This is a genomic window from Variovorax sp. V213 (assembly GCF_041154455.1).
Classification (GTDB): Bacteria; Pseudomonadota; Gammaproteobacteria; order Burkholderiales; family Burkholderiaceae_C; genus Variovorax.
Genome location: NZ_AP028664.1, coordinates 1,817,841 through 1,831,863, shown reverse-complemented (window position 1 = coordinate 1,831,863; position 14,023 = coordinate 1,817,841). Strand labels below are relative to the sequence as shown.

The 14,023-nt window shown below is 66.4% G+C and carries 15 protein-coding genes; 6 read left to right on the top strand and 9 right to left on the bottom strand.

Annotated features, from left to right (window positions below; all coding sequences use genetic code 11):
- Positions 1-9: 9 nt before the first annotated feature.
- The gene (locus ACAM55_RS08775; RefSeq protein WP_369655644.1) at positions 10-1,533 is read right to left on the bottom strand and encodes a CoA-acylating methylmalonate-semialdehyde dehydrogenase; all 1,524 of its coding nucleotides are present in this window, start codon (positions 1,531-1,533) and stop codon (positions 10-12) included.
- A gap of 139 nt (positions 1,534-1,672) precedes the next feature.
- Here ACAM55_RS08775 and ACAM55_RS08770 point away from each other — a divergent pair, with 139 nt between their 5' ends.
- Positions 1,673-2,638, top strand: a complete 966-nt coding sequence (locus ACAM55_RS08770; protein WP_369655643.1) for a LysR substrate-binding domain-containing protein — start codon at positions 1,673-1,675, stop codon at positions 2,636-2,638.
- Between the two features lie 58 nt (positions 2,639-2,696).
- On the opposite strand, the gene ACAM55_RS08765 is transcribed toward ACAM55_RS08770, so the two are convergent.
- Both ACAM55_RS08765 and ACAM55_RS08760 read right to left on the bottom strand, forming a co-directional pair.
- Positions 2,697-3,335, bottom strand: a complete 639-nt coding sequence (locus ACAM55_RS08765) for a 3-oxoacid CoA-transferase subunit B (RefSeq protein ID WP_369655642.1) — start codon at positions 3,333-3,335, stop codon at positions 2,697-2,699.
- A 1-nt stretch (position 3,336) separates the two neighbouring features.
- Positions 3,337-4,140 carry a CoA transferase subunit A gene (locus tag ACAM55_RS08760; protein ID WP_369655641.1) on the bottom strand — a complete coding sequence of 268 codons (804 nt, stop codon included), beginning with the start codon at positions 4,138-4,140 and terminating at the stop codon, positions 3,337-3,339.
- 104 nt (positions 4,141-4,244) lie between these two features.
- Here ACAM55_RS08760 and ACAM55_RS08755 point away from each other — a divergent pair, with 104 nt between their 5' ends.
- Together ACAM55_RS08755 and ACAM55_RS08750 are read left to right on the top strand one after the other, a co-directional pair.
- Positions 4,245-4,811 carry a LuxR C-terminal-related transcriptional regulator gene (locus ACAM55_RS08755; RefSeq protein ID WP_307576419.1) on the top strand — a complete coding sequence of 189 codons (567 nt, stop codon included), beginning with the start codon at positions 4,245-4,247 and terminating at the stop codon, positions 4,809-4,811.
- A 148-nt stretch (positions 4,812-4,959) separates the two neighbouring features.
- Entirely contained in the window at positions 4,960-5,106 is a 147-nt protein-coding gene (locus ACAM55_RS08750; protein WP_369655640.1) for a hypothetical protein, read from the top strand.
- A 20-nt stretch (positions 5,107-5,126) separates the two neighbouring features.
- Here the strand turns inward: ACAM55_RS08750 and ACAM55_RS08745 are convergent, their stop codons facing one another.
- Genes ACAM55_RS08745 through ACAM55_RS08730 form a run of 4 tightly spaced genes read right to left on the bottom strand, consistent with a single transcriptional unit; the run spans position 5,127 to position 8,701 of the window.
- Positions 5,127-6,122, bottom strand: a complete 996-nt coding sequence (locus ACAM55_RS08745; RefSeq protein ID WP_369655639.1) for a Bug family tripartite tricarboxylate transporter substrate binding protein — start codon at positions 6,120-6,122, stop codon at positions 5,127-5,129.
- Positions 6,123-6,168: 46 nt separating this feature from the next.
- Positions 6,169-6,549, bottom strand: coding sequence for a VOC family protein (locus tag ACAM55_RS08740; protein ID WP_369655638.1), 381 nt, complete (start codon positions 6,547-6,549; stop codon positions 6,169-6,171).
- Positions 6,550-6,560: 11 nt separating this feature from the next.
- The gene (locus ACAM55_RS08735) at positions 6,561-7,529 is read right to left on the bottom strand and encodes a hydroxymethylglutaryl-CoA lyase (protein ID WP_369655637.1); all 969 of its coding nucleotides are present in this window, start codon (positions 7,527-7,529) and stop codon (positions 6,561-6,563) included.
- A complete protein-coding gene (locus ACAM55_RS08730; protein WP_369655636.1) occupies positions 7,526-8,701 on the bottom strand; it encodes a CaiB/BaiF CoA transferase family protein in 1,176 nt (391 codons plus the stop codon). The genes ACAM55_RS08735 and ACAM55_RS08730 overlap by 4 nt, the downstream gene beginning before the upstream one ends.
- Positions 8,702-8,814: 113 nt before the next feature.
- Here ACAM55_RS08730 and ACAM55_RS08725 point away from each other — a divergent pair, with 113 nt between their 5' ends.
- Positions 8,815-9,726 carry a LysR family transcriptional regulator gene (locus tag ACAM55_RS08725; protein WP_369655635.1) on the top strand — a complete coding sequence of 304 codons (912 nt, stop codon included), beginning with the start codon at positions 8,815-8,817 and terminating at the stop codon, positions 9,724-9,726.
- A gap of 13 nt (positions 9,727-9,739) precedes the next feature.
- Here the strand turns inward: ACAM55_RS08725 and ACAM55_RS08720 are convergent, their stop codons facing one another.
- Positions 9,740-10,300, bottom strand: a complete 561-nt coding sequence (locus tag ACAM55_RS08720) for an NADPH-dependent FMN reductase (RefSeq protein WP_369655634.1) — start codon at positions 10,298-10,300, stop codon at positions 9,740-9,742.
- A gap of 57 nt (positions 10,301-10,357) precedes the next feature.
- Positions 10,358-11,302, bottom strand: a complete 945-nt coding sequence (locus tag ACAM55_RS08715) for a LysR family transcriptional regulator (RefSeq protein WP_369655633.1) — start codon at positions 11,300-11,302, stop codon at positions 10,358-10,360.
- A 104-nt stretch (positions 11,303-11,406) separates the two neighbouring features.
- Between ACAM55_RS08715 and ACAM55_RS08710 the strand changes: the two genes are divergently transcribed.
- A complete protein-coding gene (locus tag ACAM55_RS08710) occupies positions 11,407-12,915 on the top strand; it encodes a CoA-acylating methylmalonate-semialdehyde dehydrogenase (protein WP_369655632.1) in 1,509 nt (502 codons plus the stop codon).
- Between the two features lie 127 nt (positions 12,916-13,042).
- Positions 13,043-13,888, top strand: coding sequence for a class I SAM-dependent methyltransferase (locus ACAM55_RS08705; RefSeq protein WP_369655631.1), 846 nt, complete (start codon positions 13,043-13,045; stop codon positions 13,886-13,888).
- Positions 13,889-14,023 lie beyond the last annotated feature (135 nt).

Sequence of the window (14,023 nt, the reverse complement as noted above, 5' to 3'; positions counted from 1 at the left end):
CCGAGGTTCTTACTTGAGGCTGATCGTGGTGTTGACGCCGTGGGAGACGGTGCTGTCGTCGAACCAGCGTGCGGTCACGGTCTTGGTCTGCGTATAGAACATGATGACCTGCTTGCCGTAGGGGCCCAGGTCGCCGAGCTTGGAAGCGCGTGAACCGGTGAACGAGAACATCGGCACCGGCACCGGAATCGGCACGTTGATGCCGACCTGGCCCACGTCGATGTCTTCCTGGAAGCGGCGCGCCGCGGCGCCCGACTGCGTGAAGATCGCCGTGCCGTTGCCGTTCGGGTTGCTGTTGATCAGCTCGATAGCCTCGTCGATGTTCTCGGCGTCGGCCACGCACAGCACGGGCCCGAAGATTTCCTGGTCATAGATCGTCATGCCGGGCTTCACGCCCGAAAAGATCGTCGGGCCCACGAAATTGCCCTTCTCGTAGCCGGGCACGGTGGGCTTGCGGCCGTCGAGCTCGAGCTTGGCGCCGTCGGCCACGCCGCGTTCGATGAGGCCGTTGACGCGCTCGTAGGCCGCGCACGACACCAGCGGGCCCACGTCCACGCCCTTCTCGGTGCCGGCGCCGATCTTGAGCGTCCTGGCCTTCTCGATGAGTTCGGGCACCCAGTTGCGCGCCTCGCCCACCAGCACCGCCACCGACACCGCCATGCAGCGCTGGCCCGCCGCGCCGAAGCTCGCGCCGGCCAGTGCGTTGAGCGTCTGCTCCTTGTTGGCGTCGGGCATCACGATGGCGTGGTTCTTCGCGCCCATCATGCATTGCACGCGCTTACCGGCCAGCGTGGCGCGGTTGTAGACGTGCGTGCCGACCTTGGTCGAGCCGACGAAGCTGATCGCCTTGATGTCCTTGTGGTCGCAGATGCCGTTGACCACGGCCTCGCCGCCATGCACCACGTTCAGCACGCCGGGCGGAATGCCAGCTTCGAGCGCCAGTTCGGCCAGGCGCATGGTGACCATCGGGTCTTGCTCGGAAGGCTTCAGCACGAAGGTGTTGCCGGTGACGATGGCCATCGGGAACATCCACAGCGGAATCATGGCCGGGAAGTTGAACGGCGTGATGCCGGCGCACACGCCCAGCGGCTGGAGCAGCGTGTAGGTGTCGACCCCGTTGGCCACGTTGTTGGCCAGCTCGCCGAGCTGCAGGTTGCCGATGTTCGATGCGTGCTCGACCACCTCGAGGCCGCGGAACACGTCGCCCTCGGCGTCGGGCAGCGTCTTGCCCTGCTCGGCCGTGAGAATGGCGGCCAGCTCACCCATGTTCTCGCGGATGAGCTGCTGATACTTCAGGAAAATGCGGGCGCGCGCGCCGATCGGCGTCTTGCGCCAGGTCTTGAAGGCGTCCTTGGCCGAGGCCACGGCGGCGTCGAGCTCGGCCTGCGTTGCAAAGGGCACGCGGGCCAGTACCTCCTGCGTGGCCGGGTTGACGATGTCGCGCCATTCGGTGGTTTTCGATTCGACGAACTTGCCGCCGATCAGCAGCTTGACGGTGGCGACCTGGGTCTTGGGGGTGGTGGTGGCGTCCATGGGGTTTTGTCTCCTGTGAATCCGGGGCCTGCGTGGCAGGTTCAAGCCGCATCCTAGCTTTGCAGATTTGCCATGACAATAGACAAATATGCGCTATCGCTTTGCAAAAATGCAGAGCCAACCGAGGGAACGCGAGCACATGGACTGGGACAACCTTCGCTACTTTCTGGAGCTGGCCCGCTCGGGCACGCTGATGAGCGCCGCGCGCCGGCTGGAGGTGGACCACACCACGGTGGCGCGGCGCATCCAGGCGCTCGAAAAAGAGGTGGGCGCGCCGCTTTTCTCGCGCGAGGCGGGCGGCCACCGGCTCACCGAAGCGGGCCGCAAGCTGCAGCCGCAGGTCGAGGCCATGGAAAGCGCCTTCCAGGCGGTGGAAAGCACCGCGCCGGCCTCGCAGGAGGGCTTGTCGGGGCTGATCCGCATCGGCGCCACGGAAGGCTTCGGCACCGTGGTGCTGGCCCCGCAGCTCGCGCGCTTTGCGCAGCAGCATCCCAAGCTCACCATCGACCTGCTGGCCATGCCGCGGCTGGTGCACCTTTCGCGGCGCGAGGCCGACATCGTGATCTCGCTGGAACGGCCCGCACGCGGGGCCGTGGTGGTGACCAAGCTCACCGATTACACGCTGCGGCTCTATGCGTCGAAGGAGTACCTGGCCGCCCACAGGCCGATCAAGAGCCGCGAAGACCTGCGCGGCCACAGTTTCATCAGCTACGTGGACGACCTGCTCTTCAGCAAGGAACTGCAGTACCTCGACGAACTGCACCGGCCCGATGCCTTTGCGCTGCGCAGCACCAGCGTGCTCGCGCAGCACCAGGCGGTCGCGGCGGGCGCCGGCATCGCGGTGCTGCCGGCCTTCGTGGCCGAGCGGGACCCGGCTTTGCGCCCGGTGCTGGAGGGCCAGGCGAATTTCACGCGCACGTTCTGGATGTCGATGCCGGCGGAGACCAAGCACCTAGTGCGGATGCAGACGATATGGAACTTCTTGCGCGAAACCGCCGAGGCGCAGCGCGACAACCTGATGCTGCCGCAAGGCACGGAGAACAGGAACGTCGCATCCGCCCGGCCCGCACGCTCCGCCAAGCCATCACCGAAGGCCGCTTCATGAAAAAAGGCAGGGTCCGCGCATTGCGGCCCTGCCTTTTTCGGCAGCGCGTTGCCGCGGCCTACTGGATCAGCTTGGCGCCGGTCTTGGCCTGCAGCGTATCGAAGCTCACGCCCGGCGCGAGCTCCACCACCTTGAGGCCTTCGGGCACCACGTCCATCACGGCCAGGTCGGTGATGATGCGGTCGACCACGCCCACGCCGGTCAGCGGCAGCGTGCACTTCTCCAGGATCTTGAGGTCCTCGGTGCCGTCCTTCTTCCTGGCGACGTGCTCCATCAGCACGATGACGCGCTTCACGCCAGCCACCAGGTCCATGGCGCCGCCCATGCCCTTGACCATCTTGCCGGGGATCATCCAGTTGGCGAGGTCGCCCTTCACGCTGACTTGCATCGCGCCGAGGATCGAGAGGTTGATCTTGCCGCCACGGATCATCGCGAAGCTGTCATGGCTGCCGAAGATGGCCGAGCCCGGCAGCGTGGTGACGGTCTGCTTGCCGGCGTTGATCAGGTCGGCATCGACCTGGTCTTCGGTCGGGAACGGGCCGATGCCGAGCATGCCGTTCTCGCTTTGCAGCCACACCTCCTTGTCGCCCACGAAGTTGGCCACCAGCGTGGGAATGCCGATGCCCAGGTTCACATAGAAGCCGTCTTCGAGTTCTTGCGCCGCACGGGCGGCCATTTGGTCTTGGGTCCAGGGCATCTCAGGCTCCTTTGTTGTTCTTGACGGGGGCGGGCACTTCGCTGCCGGCGGCGGCCTGCGCAATGGCGGCCTGGGCTTCGACCTTGGCGGCCGCCGCGTCGACCGGCAAGGCCGCGCTCACGGTGCGCTTCTCGATGCGCTTCTCGGGGTTCGTGTTGAGCACGATGCGGTGCACGTAGATGCCGGGCAGGTGAATGTCGTCAGGGGCCAGCTCGCCCACTTCGACGATCTTCTCGACTTCGACGATGCAGATCTTGCCGGCCATGGCCGCGGCGGGGTTGAAGTTGCGCGCCGTGAGGCGGAAGCGCAGGTTGCCCGACTTGTCGGCCACGTCGGCCTTCACCAGCGCCACGTCGGGCACCAGCGAGCGTTCCATCACGTAGGTTTCGCCGTCGAACTCGCGCAGTTCCTTGCCCTCGGCCACTTGCGTGCCGACGCCGGTCTTGGTGAAGAAGGCCGGAATGCCCGCGCCGCCCGCGCGCAGCTTCTCGGCCAGCGTGCCCTGGGGCGTGAATTCGAGGGCGAGTTCACCGGCCAGGTACTGGCGTTCGAACTCCTTGTTCTCGCCCACGTACGACGCGATCATTTTCTTGATCTGACGGGTTTCGAGCAGCTTGCCGAGGCCGAAGCCGTCGACGCCCGCGTTGTTCGAGATGACGGTGAGGTTCTGCACGCCGGTGTCCTTGAGCGCATCGATCAGCGCCTCGGGAATGCCGCACAGGCCGAAGCCGCCGACCGCGAGCATCTGCCCGTCGGCCACGACCCCCTTGAGTGCCGCGTCTGCGGAGGGATAAATCTTGTTCACTCGGGCTCCTTGATGGATGGTGGAGAGTTGGCGAAAGCGTTGCGAAAGAGCCTTGAACGATACTACGTAGTCGCATACGTAGTATTTCGTAATGGTGACCCCCGATGCAGGAGATCGATTACCGCCTGGCCTTCGAGCATGCCCCCGTGGGCATGGTGGTTTCGCGCAACCGCACCATCGTGGCCTGCAACGAGCGGGTGTGCGAGATTTTTGGTGCAACGCCCTCCGCGTTGGTCGGGCATTCGTTCAGCATTCTCTACCCGAGCGTGGCCGAGTTCGAGCGTATCGGCAAGCGCATGGAGCCCTTCCTCAACGCCAGCGGCCGCTATGCCGACAACCGCATGATGAAACGCCTGGGCGGCCTGCACGGCGCCATTGCCGGCGAAACCTTCTGGTGCCACGTCACAGGCCACGCCATGAATCGGGCCGCGCCGCACGAGGCCGGCATCTGGACCTTCGAAGACCTGGGATCGCGCCGAGCGGTCAAGGCCGAGCTCACGCCGCGCGAGCGCGAGGTGGCGGCGCAGGTGATGCGCGGGCTCACGTCCAAGGAGATCGGCAAGGCGCTGGGCATCAGCCACCGCACAGTGGAACTGCACCGCGCGCGGCTGATGCGAAAGTACGCGGCGGCTACCACGGCGGAGCTTGTGCAGAAGCTCATTGCCGGCTAATTCTTCGCAGCTACTCTGACCTGGTTCCGCGGGGATCGTTGCAAAAACGGAAACGCGGTGTCGCGCAAAGGCCCGTGCCGCGGTGCCTTGCGATGACTATCTTTGAGGCACGCGGGCAAGTCGCCCGCAGCCACTCAGGAGTATCGATATGACCACACCTCTTCATTCCGAAAAGAACCTGCTTCTCGCGTCGAAGCTGTCGATTGCGCGGGTGCAAGCCCTGGCGTCGCACCGACTGCCAGTCACGCTGACCTTGGCAGCCATCATTCTCTCGGTGCTCGGCGTCAAGCCGTAGCACGTTACGTTCAAGCCGGGTCACTCCGGCTTGATGTCCGCCGCCTTGATTACCTTCGCCCAGGCCGCCAGTTCCTGGTCGACGAACTTGCCCAACGTGGCCGGGTCCATGTAGGTGGCGAAGGCGCCCTGCTCGTCCACCTTCTTGCGGAACGGCTCGCTCTCGACGATTTTCTTGATCTCGGCGCTGAGCTTGGCGACGACCTCGGGCGGCGTCTTTGCCGGTGCGAACACCGCGAACCACGACTCCACCTCGTAGCCGGGCAGCCCGGCCTCGGCCGAGGTCGGCACGTCGGGCATCGACGGATGGCGCTTGCTGCCGGTGTAGGCCAGCGGCTTGATGCGGCCGCCCGCGAAGTGGCCGATGACCGAGGGCGGCGTGGTGATGAACATGTCGACGTTGCCCGCGATCAGGTCGTTGATGGCCGGGCCCGAGCCCTTGTAGGGCACGTGCGTCATCGGCTGCTTTGCCTGCCGCGACAGCAGCTCGCCTGCGATGTGCTGGATGGAGCCGTTGCCCGACGAGGCGTAGAACAGGCCGCCCTCTTTCTTCTTCTTGCCGTATTCGACCAACTCCTTCATCGAGCTGACCGGCAGCTTGCCGCTCACCGCGACGACGTGCGGTGCGCGCATCACCAGCGCCACGGGCACGAAGTCCTTGGTCGGGTTCCACTTGATCTGCGGAAAGAGCGCGGGGTTGCCGACGTGGTAGCCCGAATACTGCATGAGCAGCGTGTAGCCGTCGGGCGCGGCGCGCGCCACGGCCTCAGTGCCGATGTTGCCACTGGCGCCCGGCTTGTTGTCGACCACGATGGGCTGGCCCAATGCGCGCTGCAGCGGGTCGGCCACCATGCGCGCAATGATGTCGGTGGACCCCGCGGGTGCAGTGGGCACGATGAAGGTGATCGGCTTGGCGGGCCATGTGTCGGCGCCGGCCGCGGAGGCCGCCGAAGCCGCCGAAGCGGCAAGTGCGAGGCCAAGGCTTGCGGTGGCCAGAATGCGATGAATGGGTTTCATGGTTTTGTCTCCGATGTTTTTGCAGCTTGTCTTCCCGGCCAGCCTGTCAGGGCACCAGCTCGGATATCTCGATGAGATTCAGGTCGGGGTCGCGCACATAGACCGAGCGGATGCGCGACGTGGCGCCGGTGCGCATCACCGGGCCTTCGAGGATCGGCACGCCCTTGTCCTTCAGCCGCGCGATCACGTCCTCGAGCGGCACGCTCGCAATGAAGCACAGGTCCAGCGAGCCCGGCGTCGGCAGCTGTGCCTTGGGCTCGAACTCGTGCCCCTTCACATGCAGGTTGATCTTCTGGTTGCCGAAGCGGAAGGCCTTGCGGCTGGTGCCGAAAGTCTCCAGCGCCATGCCCATCACATCGACATAGAAGCGGGTGCAAGCCTCTTCGTCGGTGGTGGTCAGCACCAGGTGGTCCAGATGGTCGATCATGCGTGCAGCTCCTAGCCGCGGCGCGCATGCGCACGCGCCGCAATGTCGTTGAAATCCGCCGGCGGCGCATGCCGCGTGAGCCGATGTCCGGCGCGGGCGACCTGGCTCGGCAAGTCGTGCTGCACCAGGGCCTCGAGCTCCGACGCGGCGCCGATCAGGCCTTCGAGATCCATACCGGTGTCGTAGCCCATGCATTGCAGCATGTGCACCACATCCTCGGTGGCCACGTTGCCAGTGGCGCCTGGTGCGTAGGGGCAGCCGCCGATGCCGCCCAGCGACATGTCGAGCCGCTCGATGCCCGCCTCGACCGCGGCCACCGTGTTCGCCTGTCCCATGCCGCGCGTGTTGTGAAAGTGCGCCGTCCATTGCAGGCCGGGATGCCTTGCCATCACAGCCTCGCAGAGGGCCTGCACCTGCGTGGGAAAAGCCATGCCCGTGGTGTCGCACAGCGTGATGCCCTGCACCTGCAGCGCCGCGAAGCGGTCGATCCATTCCAGCACCGCGGCCAGCGGCACCTCGCCTTCCATCGGGCAGCCGAACACGCATGAGAGCGAGACATTCACGGGTACGCCGGCCTGCCTGGCCAAAGCGATGACCTCGGCCAGTTGCGCAAAAGACTGCTCGCGCGTCATGCGCAGATTGCTGAGGTTGTGGGTTTCGCTCACCGACATCACGATGTTGAATTCGCCGATGCGGCTTTCCAGCGCGCGCTCGGCCCCGCGCAGGTTCGGCACCAGCGCGGTGTAGACCACGCCGGGGCGGCGCGCGATGCGCTGCATCACCTCTTCGCCGTCGCGCAGTGCCGGAATCGCCTTGGCCGAGGTGAACGAGGTCACTTCGATCTTGGCGTAGCCCAGCATGCTCAAACGGTCGACCAGCGCGATCTTGTCGTCGGTCGGGATGAAGCGGCTTTCCATCTGGAAGCCGTCGCGGGTGGCCACTTCATTGATGAAGAGCCGCTTGCCCTTGCCTTCTTTCATACGGCCTCGCTTTCTTGGGCGCGGCGCACCGGCCAGCCCGCGCCCTGCAGGTCGCCGGTGTGTTCGCCGAGCCGTGGCGCGGGATGCGCGATGCGCCCCGGCGTCGCGCTGAGCTTGGGCACGACGCCGGGCACCTTGAGCATTTCTCCGTCGGCGGTGCTCGTTTCCACGATCATCTGCCGCGCCAGGTATTGCGGATCGGTGGCAATGTCGGCCACGGTGTAGATGCGCCCGACCGGCACGCCGGCCACGTCGAGCACGGCCAGCACCTCGTCGCGGCTGCGCCGCAGTGTCCAGGCTTCGATGGCGGCGTCGATCTCTTCCACGCGCCGCACCCGGCCGTCGTTGTGCACCAGCTCCGGGTCGTTCTCCAGGTCCGTGCGGTCGATGGCCCGCATCAACCGGCGAAAGATGCTGTCGCCGTTGCCCGCCACCAGCACGTAATGTCCGTCGTTGCACTTGTAGGCATTGGTGGGTGCGATGCCCGGCAGCGCACTGCCGGCGCGCTCGCGCACCGCACCGAACGCGTCGTACTCGGGCAGCAGGCTTTCCATCACGTTGAAGACAGACTCGTAGAGCGCCACGTCGATGAACTGTCCTTGCCCGCCATGCGCCGTGCGGTGATGCAGCGCCGTGAGCACGCCGATCACGCCATGCAGCGCGGCCAGCGTGTCGCCGAGCGAAACGCCCACGCGCACCGGCACCCGGCCCGGCTCGCCGCTCAGGTAGCGCAGCCCGCCCATCGATTCGCCCAGCACGCCGAAGCCCGGCTTGTCGCGGTAGGGGCCGGTCTGCCCGTAGCCCGAGATGCGCAGCATGATGAGCCGGGGGTTGAGCGCATGCAGCTGTTCCCAGCCCAGGCCCCAGCCTTCGAGCGTGCCGGGCTTGAAGTTCTCGATCAGCACGTCGGCCTCGAGCGCCAGAGCACGCACCGCCTCCTGGCCTTCCGCGCTGCGCAGGTCCAGGCACACCGAGCGCTTGTTGCGCGACTGCACCTCCCACCACACCGAGGTGCCTTCGCGCAGCATCCGCCACTTGCGCAGCGGGTCGCCGACGCCCGCGGGTTCGACCTTGATCACGTCGGCGCCGAACTCCGCCAGCGTCTTGCCGGCGAACGGTCCGGCGATGAGCTGGCCGAGCTCCAGCACCTTGAGGCCTTCGAGTGCGTTCATGTCTGCTTGTCTCCTGTGGGAATGCCTGCACTCTAGGAACAGAAGGCGGAGAACGGAATTGCTTTGATCGCAGGAGGCCTTCGCAAAACGCGAAGGCTTTCTAGAATGGCGCGATGGCCGCCCCCATCAACCCCGCACGTGTCGATTTCGTGACGCTGCGCCTGTTCTGCGCCGTGGCCCAGTCGGGCAGCATCACCAAGGGCGCGGAGGCCTGCCACCTGGCGCTCTCGGCGGCCAGCCGGCGGCTGTCGGACTTCGAGGCGGCGACCGGGTCGAAGCTGCTCGAACGCAGCTCGCAAGGCATTGCTCTCACGCCCGCCGGCCACGTGGCCATGCAGCATGCGATGCGGCTCTTCCAGGGCTTCGAGCAGTTCAGCAACGAGCTCGGCGACTACTCGAGCGGAGTGCGCGGCCATGTGCGGCTGTGGGCCAACATGTCGGCGCTCACCGAGTTCCTGCCGGCCACGCTGGCTGCCTTTCTGGGCCAGCACCCGGACATCCGCGTGGAGGTCGAGGAGCAACTGAGCGGGGACATCGTGCGCGCGCTGGTCGACGGCCTGGCCGACGTGGGCGTGTTCGCCGAGAACACGCCGGCCTACGGGCTCGATGTCGCGCAGTTCCAGACCGACGAGCTGGTGGTGCTGTGCGCCAGGCAGCACCCGCTTGCGCGCGTGCGCCGGACGGATTTCAAGACCTGCCTCGCGCACGAATTCGTGGGCCTGAACCGCAGCAGCTCGCTGCTGGAGCTCACCTCGCGCGCGGCCGAGCAGGCGGGCATTCCGATGCGCCTGCGCGTGCAGGTGCGCAGTTTCGATGCGATGTGCCACATGATCGCGGCCAACCTCGGCATCGGCGTGGTGCCGCTCGCAGCCTGCAAGGCGCAGGTGAGCGCGCTCGACCTGAAGGTAGTGCGACTCAAGGACGCCTGGGCCGTTCGCCGGTTGCTGATGGCCACCAAGACGGGCGAGACCTTGTCGCCGGCGGCGCAACTGCTGGTTGCGCAGCTGCTCGCGTCGTCGACCTGAAGCAAAGACCGGCTCAGGCCATCCGCTTCACCGAGCCGATCCACTTCTCGAACGACCTCATCTGGTCGCCGACGAACTTGCGCGTCGTGTCGTCGGTGCAGTTGCCTTCCGCGTCGAACTTGCCGCCCGCGCCGCCGATGAAGACCTCGGGCTTGACCAGCACCATCGCGTTCACGAACAGCATCACGCGGCGCAGGTCGTATTGAACGCGCGCGCCGCCCAGCGGGCCCGGGGCGGCCGAGAGAATGGCCACGGGCTTGTTCGCGAAGGGCTGGTCTTCGCCGCGGCTGACCCAGTCGATCACGTTCTTGAATACGCCGGGAATCGAGAAGTTGTATTCGGGCGTCGCGATCAGCAGCGCATCGGCGCGGCGGATTCGCTCGCGCAATACCTGTACGGGCGCGGGATATCCGTGGGCCAGAAGGTCGGCGTCGAACGGCGGCACCTCGCGCCATTCGACGACCTCCATGCGCATGGAATCAGGCATCAGCGAACCGGCGAGGTTCAGTGCCGCGCGGTTGATGGAACCGCTGCGAAGGCTGCCACAGAGGCCGACGATGTCGAGTGTGCTCATTGCTTTCCTTTTCCTGGGTCATTCGAATATGAAGAAGCGGGGCCGGGACGCCTGGCGTCACGGCAGCTGGAATCCGGCCTTGAGAGTTTCCCTCAAGTGGCTCACGAACAAATTCACCGCACGCGGTATGTGCAGCGAGTACGGGCGTATGGCGTAGATCTGGTCCGCAAAGGCGCCCGTGGGCTGCCAGTCGGGCAGCACCTCGACCAGCTTGCCCGCCTGCAGCGCCGACTGGGCGCTGAAATCGGGCAGCAGCGCAATGCCCAGGCCAGCCTGGGCGGCATCGCGCAATGCTTCGCTGTTGTTGGCCGCCAGCGGACCGGCAATGGGCACGGTGACCCGCTCGCCAAGGCGCGTGCGGCCCGTGCGGCGCTCGAACGACCACACGTTGGTTTCCTGTCCGCGCGGATAGTGGAGGCAGTCGTGGTCGGCCAGCATGGCCGGCGCCAGCGGCGCGCCCTTGCGCCGCAGATAAGCGCGGCTGGCCACCAGCACCGATCGCGTGTCGCACAGCCGCCAGGCCACGTGCGTGTCGGGCGGTGAAGCCGCGTGCCGCACCGCGAGGTCGAAGCCCTCCGTCGCGAGCGAACTCAGCCGGTCGGAGAGCTCCATCTCGACACGGATCGACGGATGCGCCAGGAGAAAGTCGGCCAGCCGGGGCAGCAACTGCTGCCGCCCCAGCGCCACAGGCGCGGTGACCCGGATCAGGCCGCGCGGTTCGCCCGCTTGGTCTTGCGCCTGCAGGAAACTGTGGGCAATCTGCTCGAAGGGTTCGCGGGTCTGGTCGACCAGCTGTTGCCCGGCCTCGGTCAGCCGCATGCTGCGGGTGGTGCGACGCACGAGCGTGACGCCCACGGCCCGCTCCAGTTCGGCGATGTGCTGGCTCATGGCGGCCTTGCTCACGCCCAGGCGCGCCGCGGCGGCGGTGTAGCTGCCCTGCTGGCCGAGCACGATCAGCCAGTGCAGGTGGGCCCAAAGAGACTCGGCTTTTTGCAAATCCATAGATTCATTGTTCACCATGGCGAACAAACAGTTCAGGTTTCGAGTATAGGCAGGCGCCCTTCCCTTTCCTAGACTGTCGCATCACTTCATTCTTGGCGGTACCCATGACCCAGCAGATTGCCCATTTCATCGGCGGCCAGCACGCCGCCGGCGGCTCCACCCGCACGCAGGACGTCACCAACCCCGCGACCGGCAAGGTCACGGGCAAGGTGGTGCTCGCTGCCCAGGCCGACGTCGATGCCGCCGTGGCCGCCGCGCAGGCCGCCTTCCCCAAGTGGGCAGACACCCCGCCGATCCGCCGCGCCCGCGTGATGTTCAAGTTCCTGCAGTTGCTCAACGAGCACAAGGACGAGCTGGCCCACCTCATCACCGCCGAACACGGCAAGGTGTTCACCGATGCCCAGGGCGAGGTCAGCCGCGGCATCGACATCGTCGAGTTCGCCTGCGGCATTCCGCAGTTGCTCAAGGGCGATTTCACCGACCAGGTTTCCACCGGCATCGACAATTGGACGCTGCGCCAGCCGCTGGGTGTGGTGGCCGGCATCACGCCGTTCAACTTCCCGGTGATGGTGCCCATGTGGATGTTCCCGGTGGCGATTGCCGCGGGCAACACCTTCGTGCTCAAGCCCAGCCCGACCGACCCGACCCCCTCGCTGCGCATGGCCGAGCTGCTGAAGGAAGCCGGCCTGCCCGACGGCGTGTTCAACGTGGTGCAGGGCGACAAGGCCGCGGTTGACGCGCTGCTCGAGCACCCCGACGTCAAGGCCGTCAGCTTCGTGGGCTCCACGCCCATTGCCAACTACATCTATGAAACCGGCGCCCGCAACGGCAAGCGCGTGCAGGCGCTCGGCGGTGCGAAGAACCACATGGTGGTCATGCCCGACGCCGACATCGACCAGACGGTGGATGCGCTGATCGGCGCCGGCTACGGCTCGGCCGGCGAACGCTGCATGGCCATCAGCGTGGCGGTGCTGGTGGGCGACGTGGCCGACAAGATCATTCCCAAGCTCGTCGAACGCACGAAGACGCTCCAGGTGCTGGACGGCGAGAACCTCGCGGCCGAGATGGGTCCGATCGTCACGCGCGCGGCGCACGAGCGCATCACGGGCTATATCGCCCAGGGCGAGAAAGAAGGCGCGAAGCTGCTGGTCGACGGGCGCCAGTTCGACGGCAGCAAGGCCGGCGTTGGCTGCGGCGACGGCTTCTGGATGGGCGGCACGCTGTTCGACCATGTCACGCCCGAGATGCGCATCTACAAGGAAGAAATCTTCGGGCCCGTGCTCTCTTGCGTTCGGGTGGCCAACTTCAAGGACGCGGTCGACCTGGTCAACGACCATGAGTTCGGCAATGGCGTGAGCTGCTTCACGCGCGACGGCAACGTGGCGCGCGAGTTCAGCCGCCGCATCCAGGTGGGCATGGTCGGCATCAACGTTCCGATCCCGGTGCCGATGGCATGGCACGGCTTCGGCGGCTGGAAGCGTTCGCTCTTCGGCGACATGCATGCCTACGGCGAAGAAGGCGTGCGCTTCTACACCAAGCAGAAGTCGATCATGCAGCGCTGGCCCGAGAGCATCGGCAAGGGTGCCGAGTTCGTGATGCCGACCGCAAAGTAGGCGGCGATTGCCGGTGGCGACGACGAGCGCCGCCAGAGAGCATGGGCGCGTCCAGGGTTAACGAAAAGCTGACTTGCTCCCCGCCCGGGGAGCGGCCAGACTTGCGCATGCCCCTGTGCCAGCGCCCATGACAACAATCAAGAAGCCCGCGCGAAGCCTGTCGGCCGTGCCGTCCACTCTGCGAATCCCCCTCGCCGCGCGCGCCTCGGGCGATGCGATGTTTCCCCAGATGGCGGTGCGGGACGCCTATGCCGCGTCGATCCTCGAGAAGATCCGCGACGACGGGCAGGCCCTTCCCGAAGATCGGACGACCATCTACGGCATCCTGAGCCGCACGCGGCGCTTTCGCAGCCTCGCGCAGGAGTTCCTCAAGCAGCACCCGGGCGCGCGCGTGGTGAACATGGGCTGCGGACTCAGCCACTATTTTCAATGGCTGGACGACGAAAAGTGCCGCATGACCGATGCCGACCTGCCCGAGGTGCTCGCGCTGCGCCGCGAGCTCATTCCGGAAACCAATACGCGCCACGATGTACGCGCGCTGGACCTGACATCGCCCAGCTGGTGGGAGCAGCTCGACCTGCCGCGCAGGCGCCAGGCGCAACCGGTGTTCCTCTTCGCCGAGGGCGTGCTGATGTACCTCGAGCCGCAGCAGGTGCAGGCCGTGCTCGCGACCTTCGACGAGCGCGCGCCCGCAGGCTCGGTGCTGGCCTTCGATGCGATGTGCTGGCTCGGGGTGGGCCGCGCCGCGCAGCATCCGTCGGTGCGGCCCACTGGCGCCGAGTTTCGATGGGGGCTGCGCAGGGCCGCCGAGTTGACGCAAGGCCATCCGCGCCTGCGCCTGGACTCGACCTACCGGGTGCTGGAAGGCTTCGGCCTGCCCTACACCTTGTTCGCGCCGCTGCTCCTGATGCTGCTTGGCGTGTCGATCTATGCCGTCTATGCGCTGAGCGCGGCGGACAACGCCGATACATAAACGCACAAATTTCTGCTCGAATGCGCAATTCCCGGCCTTGTCCGGCCCGGATTGCGCAGGTTGGCTGACGCGGAACGGGCCGCCGCCCAGGCATGCTCGGCGCTCTTCGCCGCGAAATCCCGGTGCGGGCTGCGC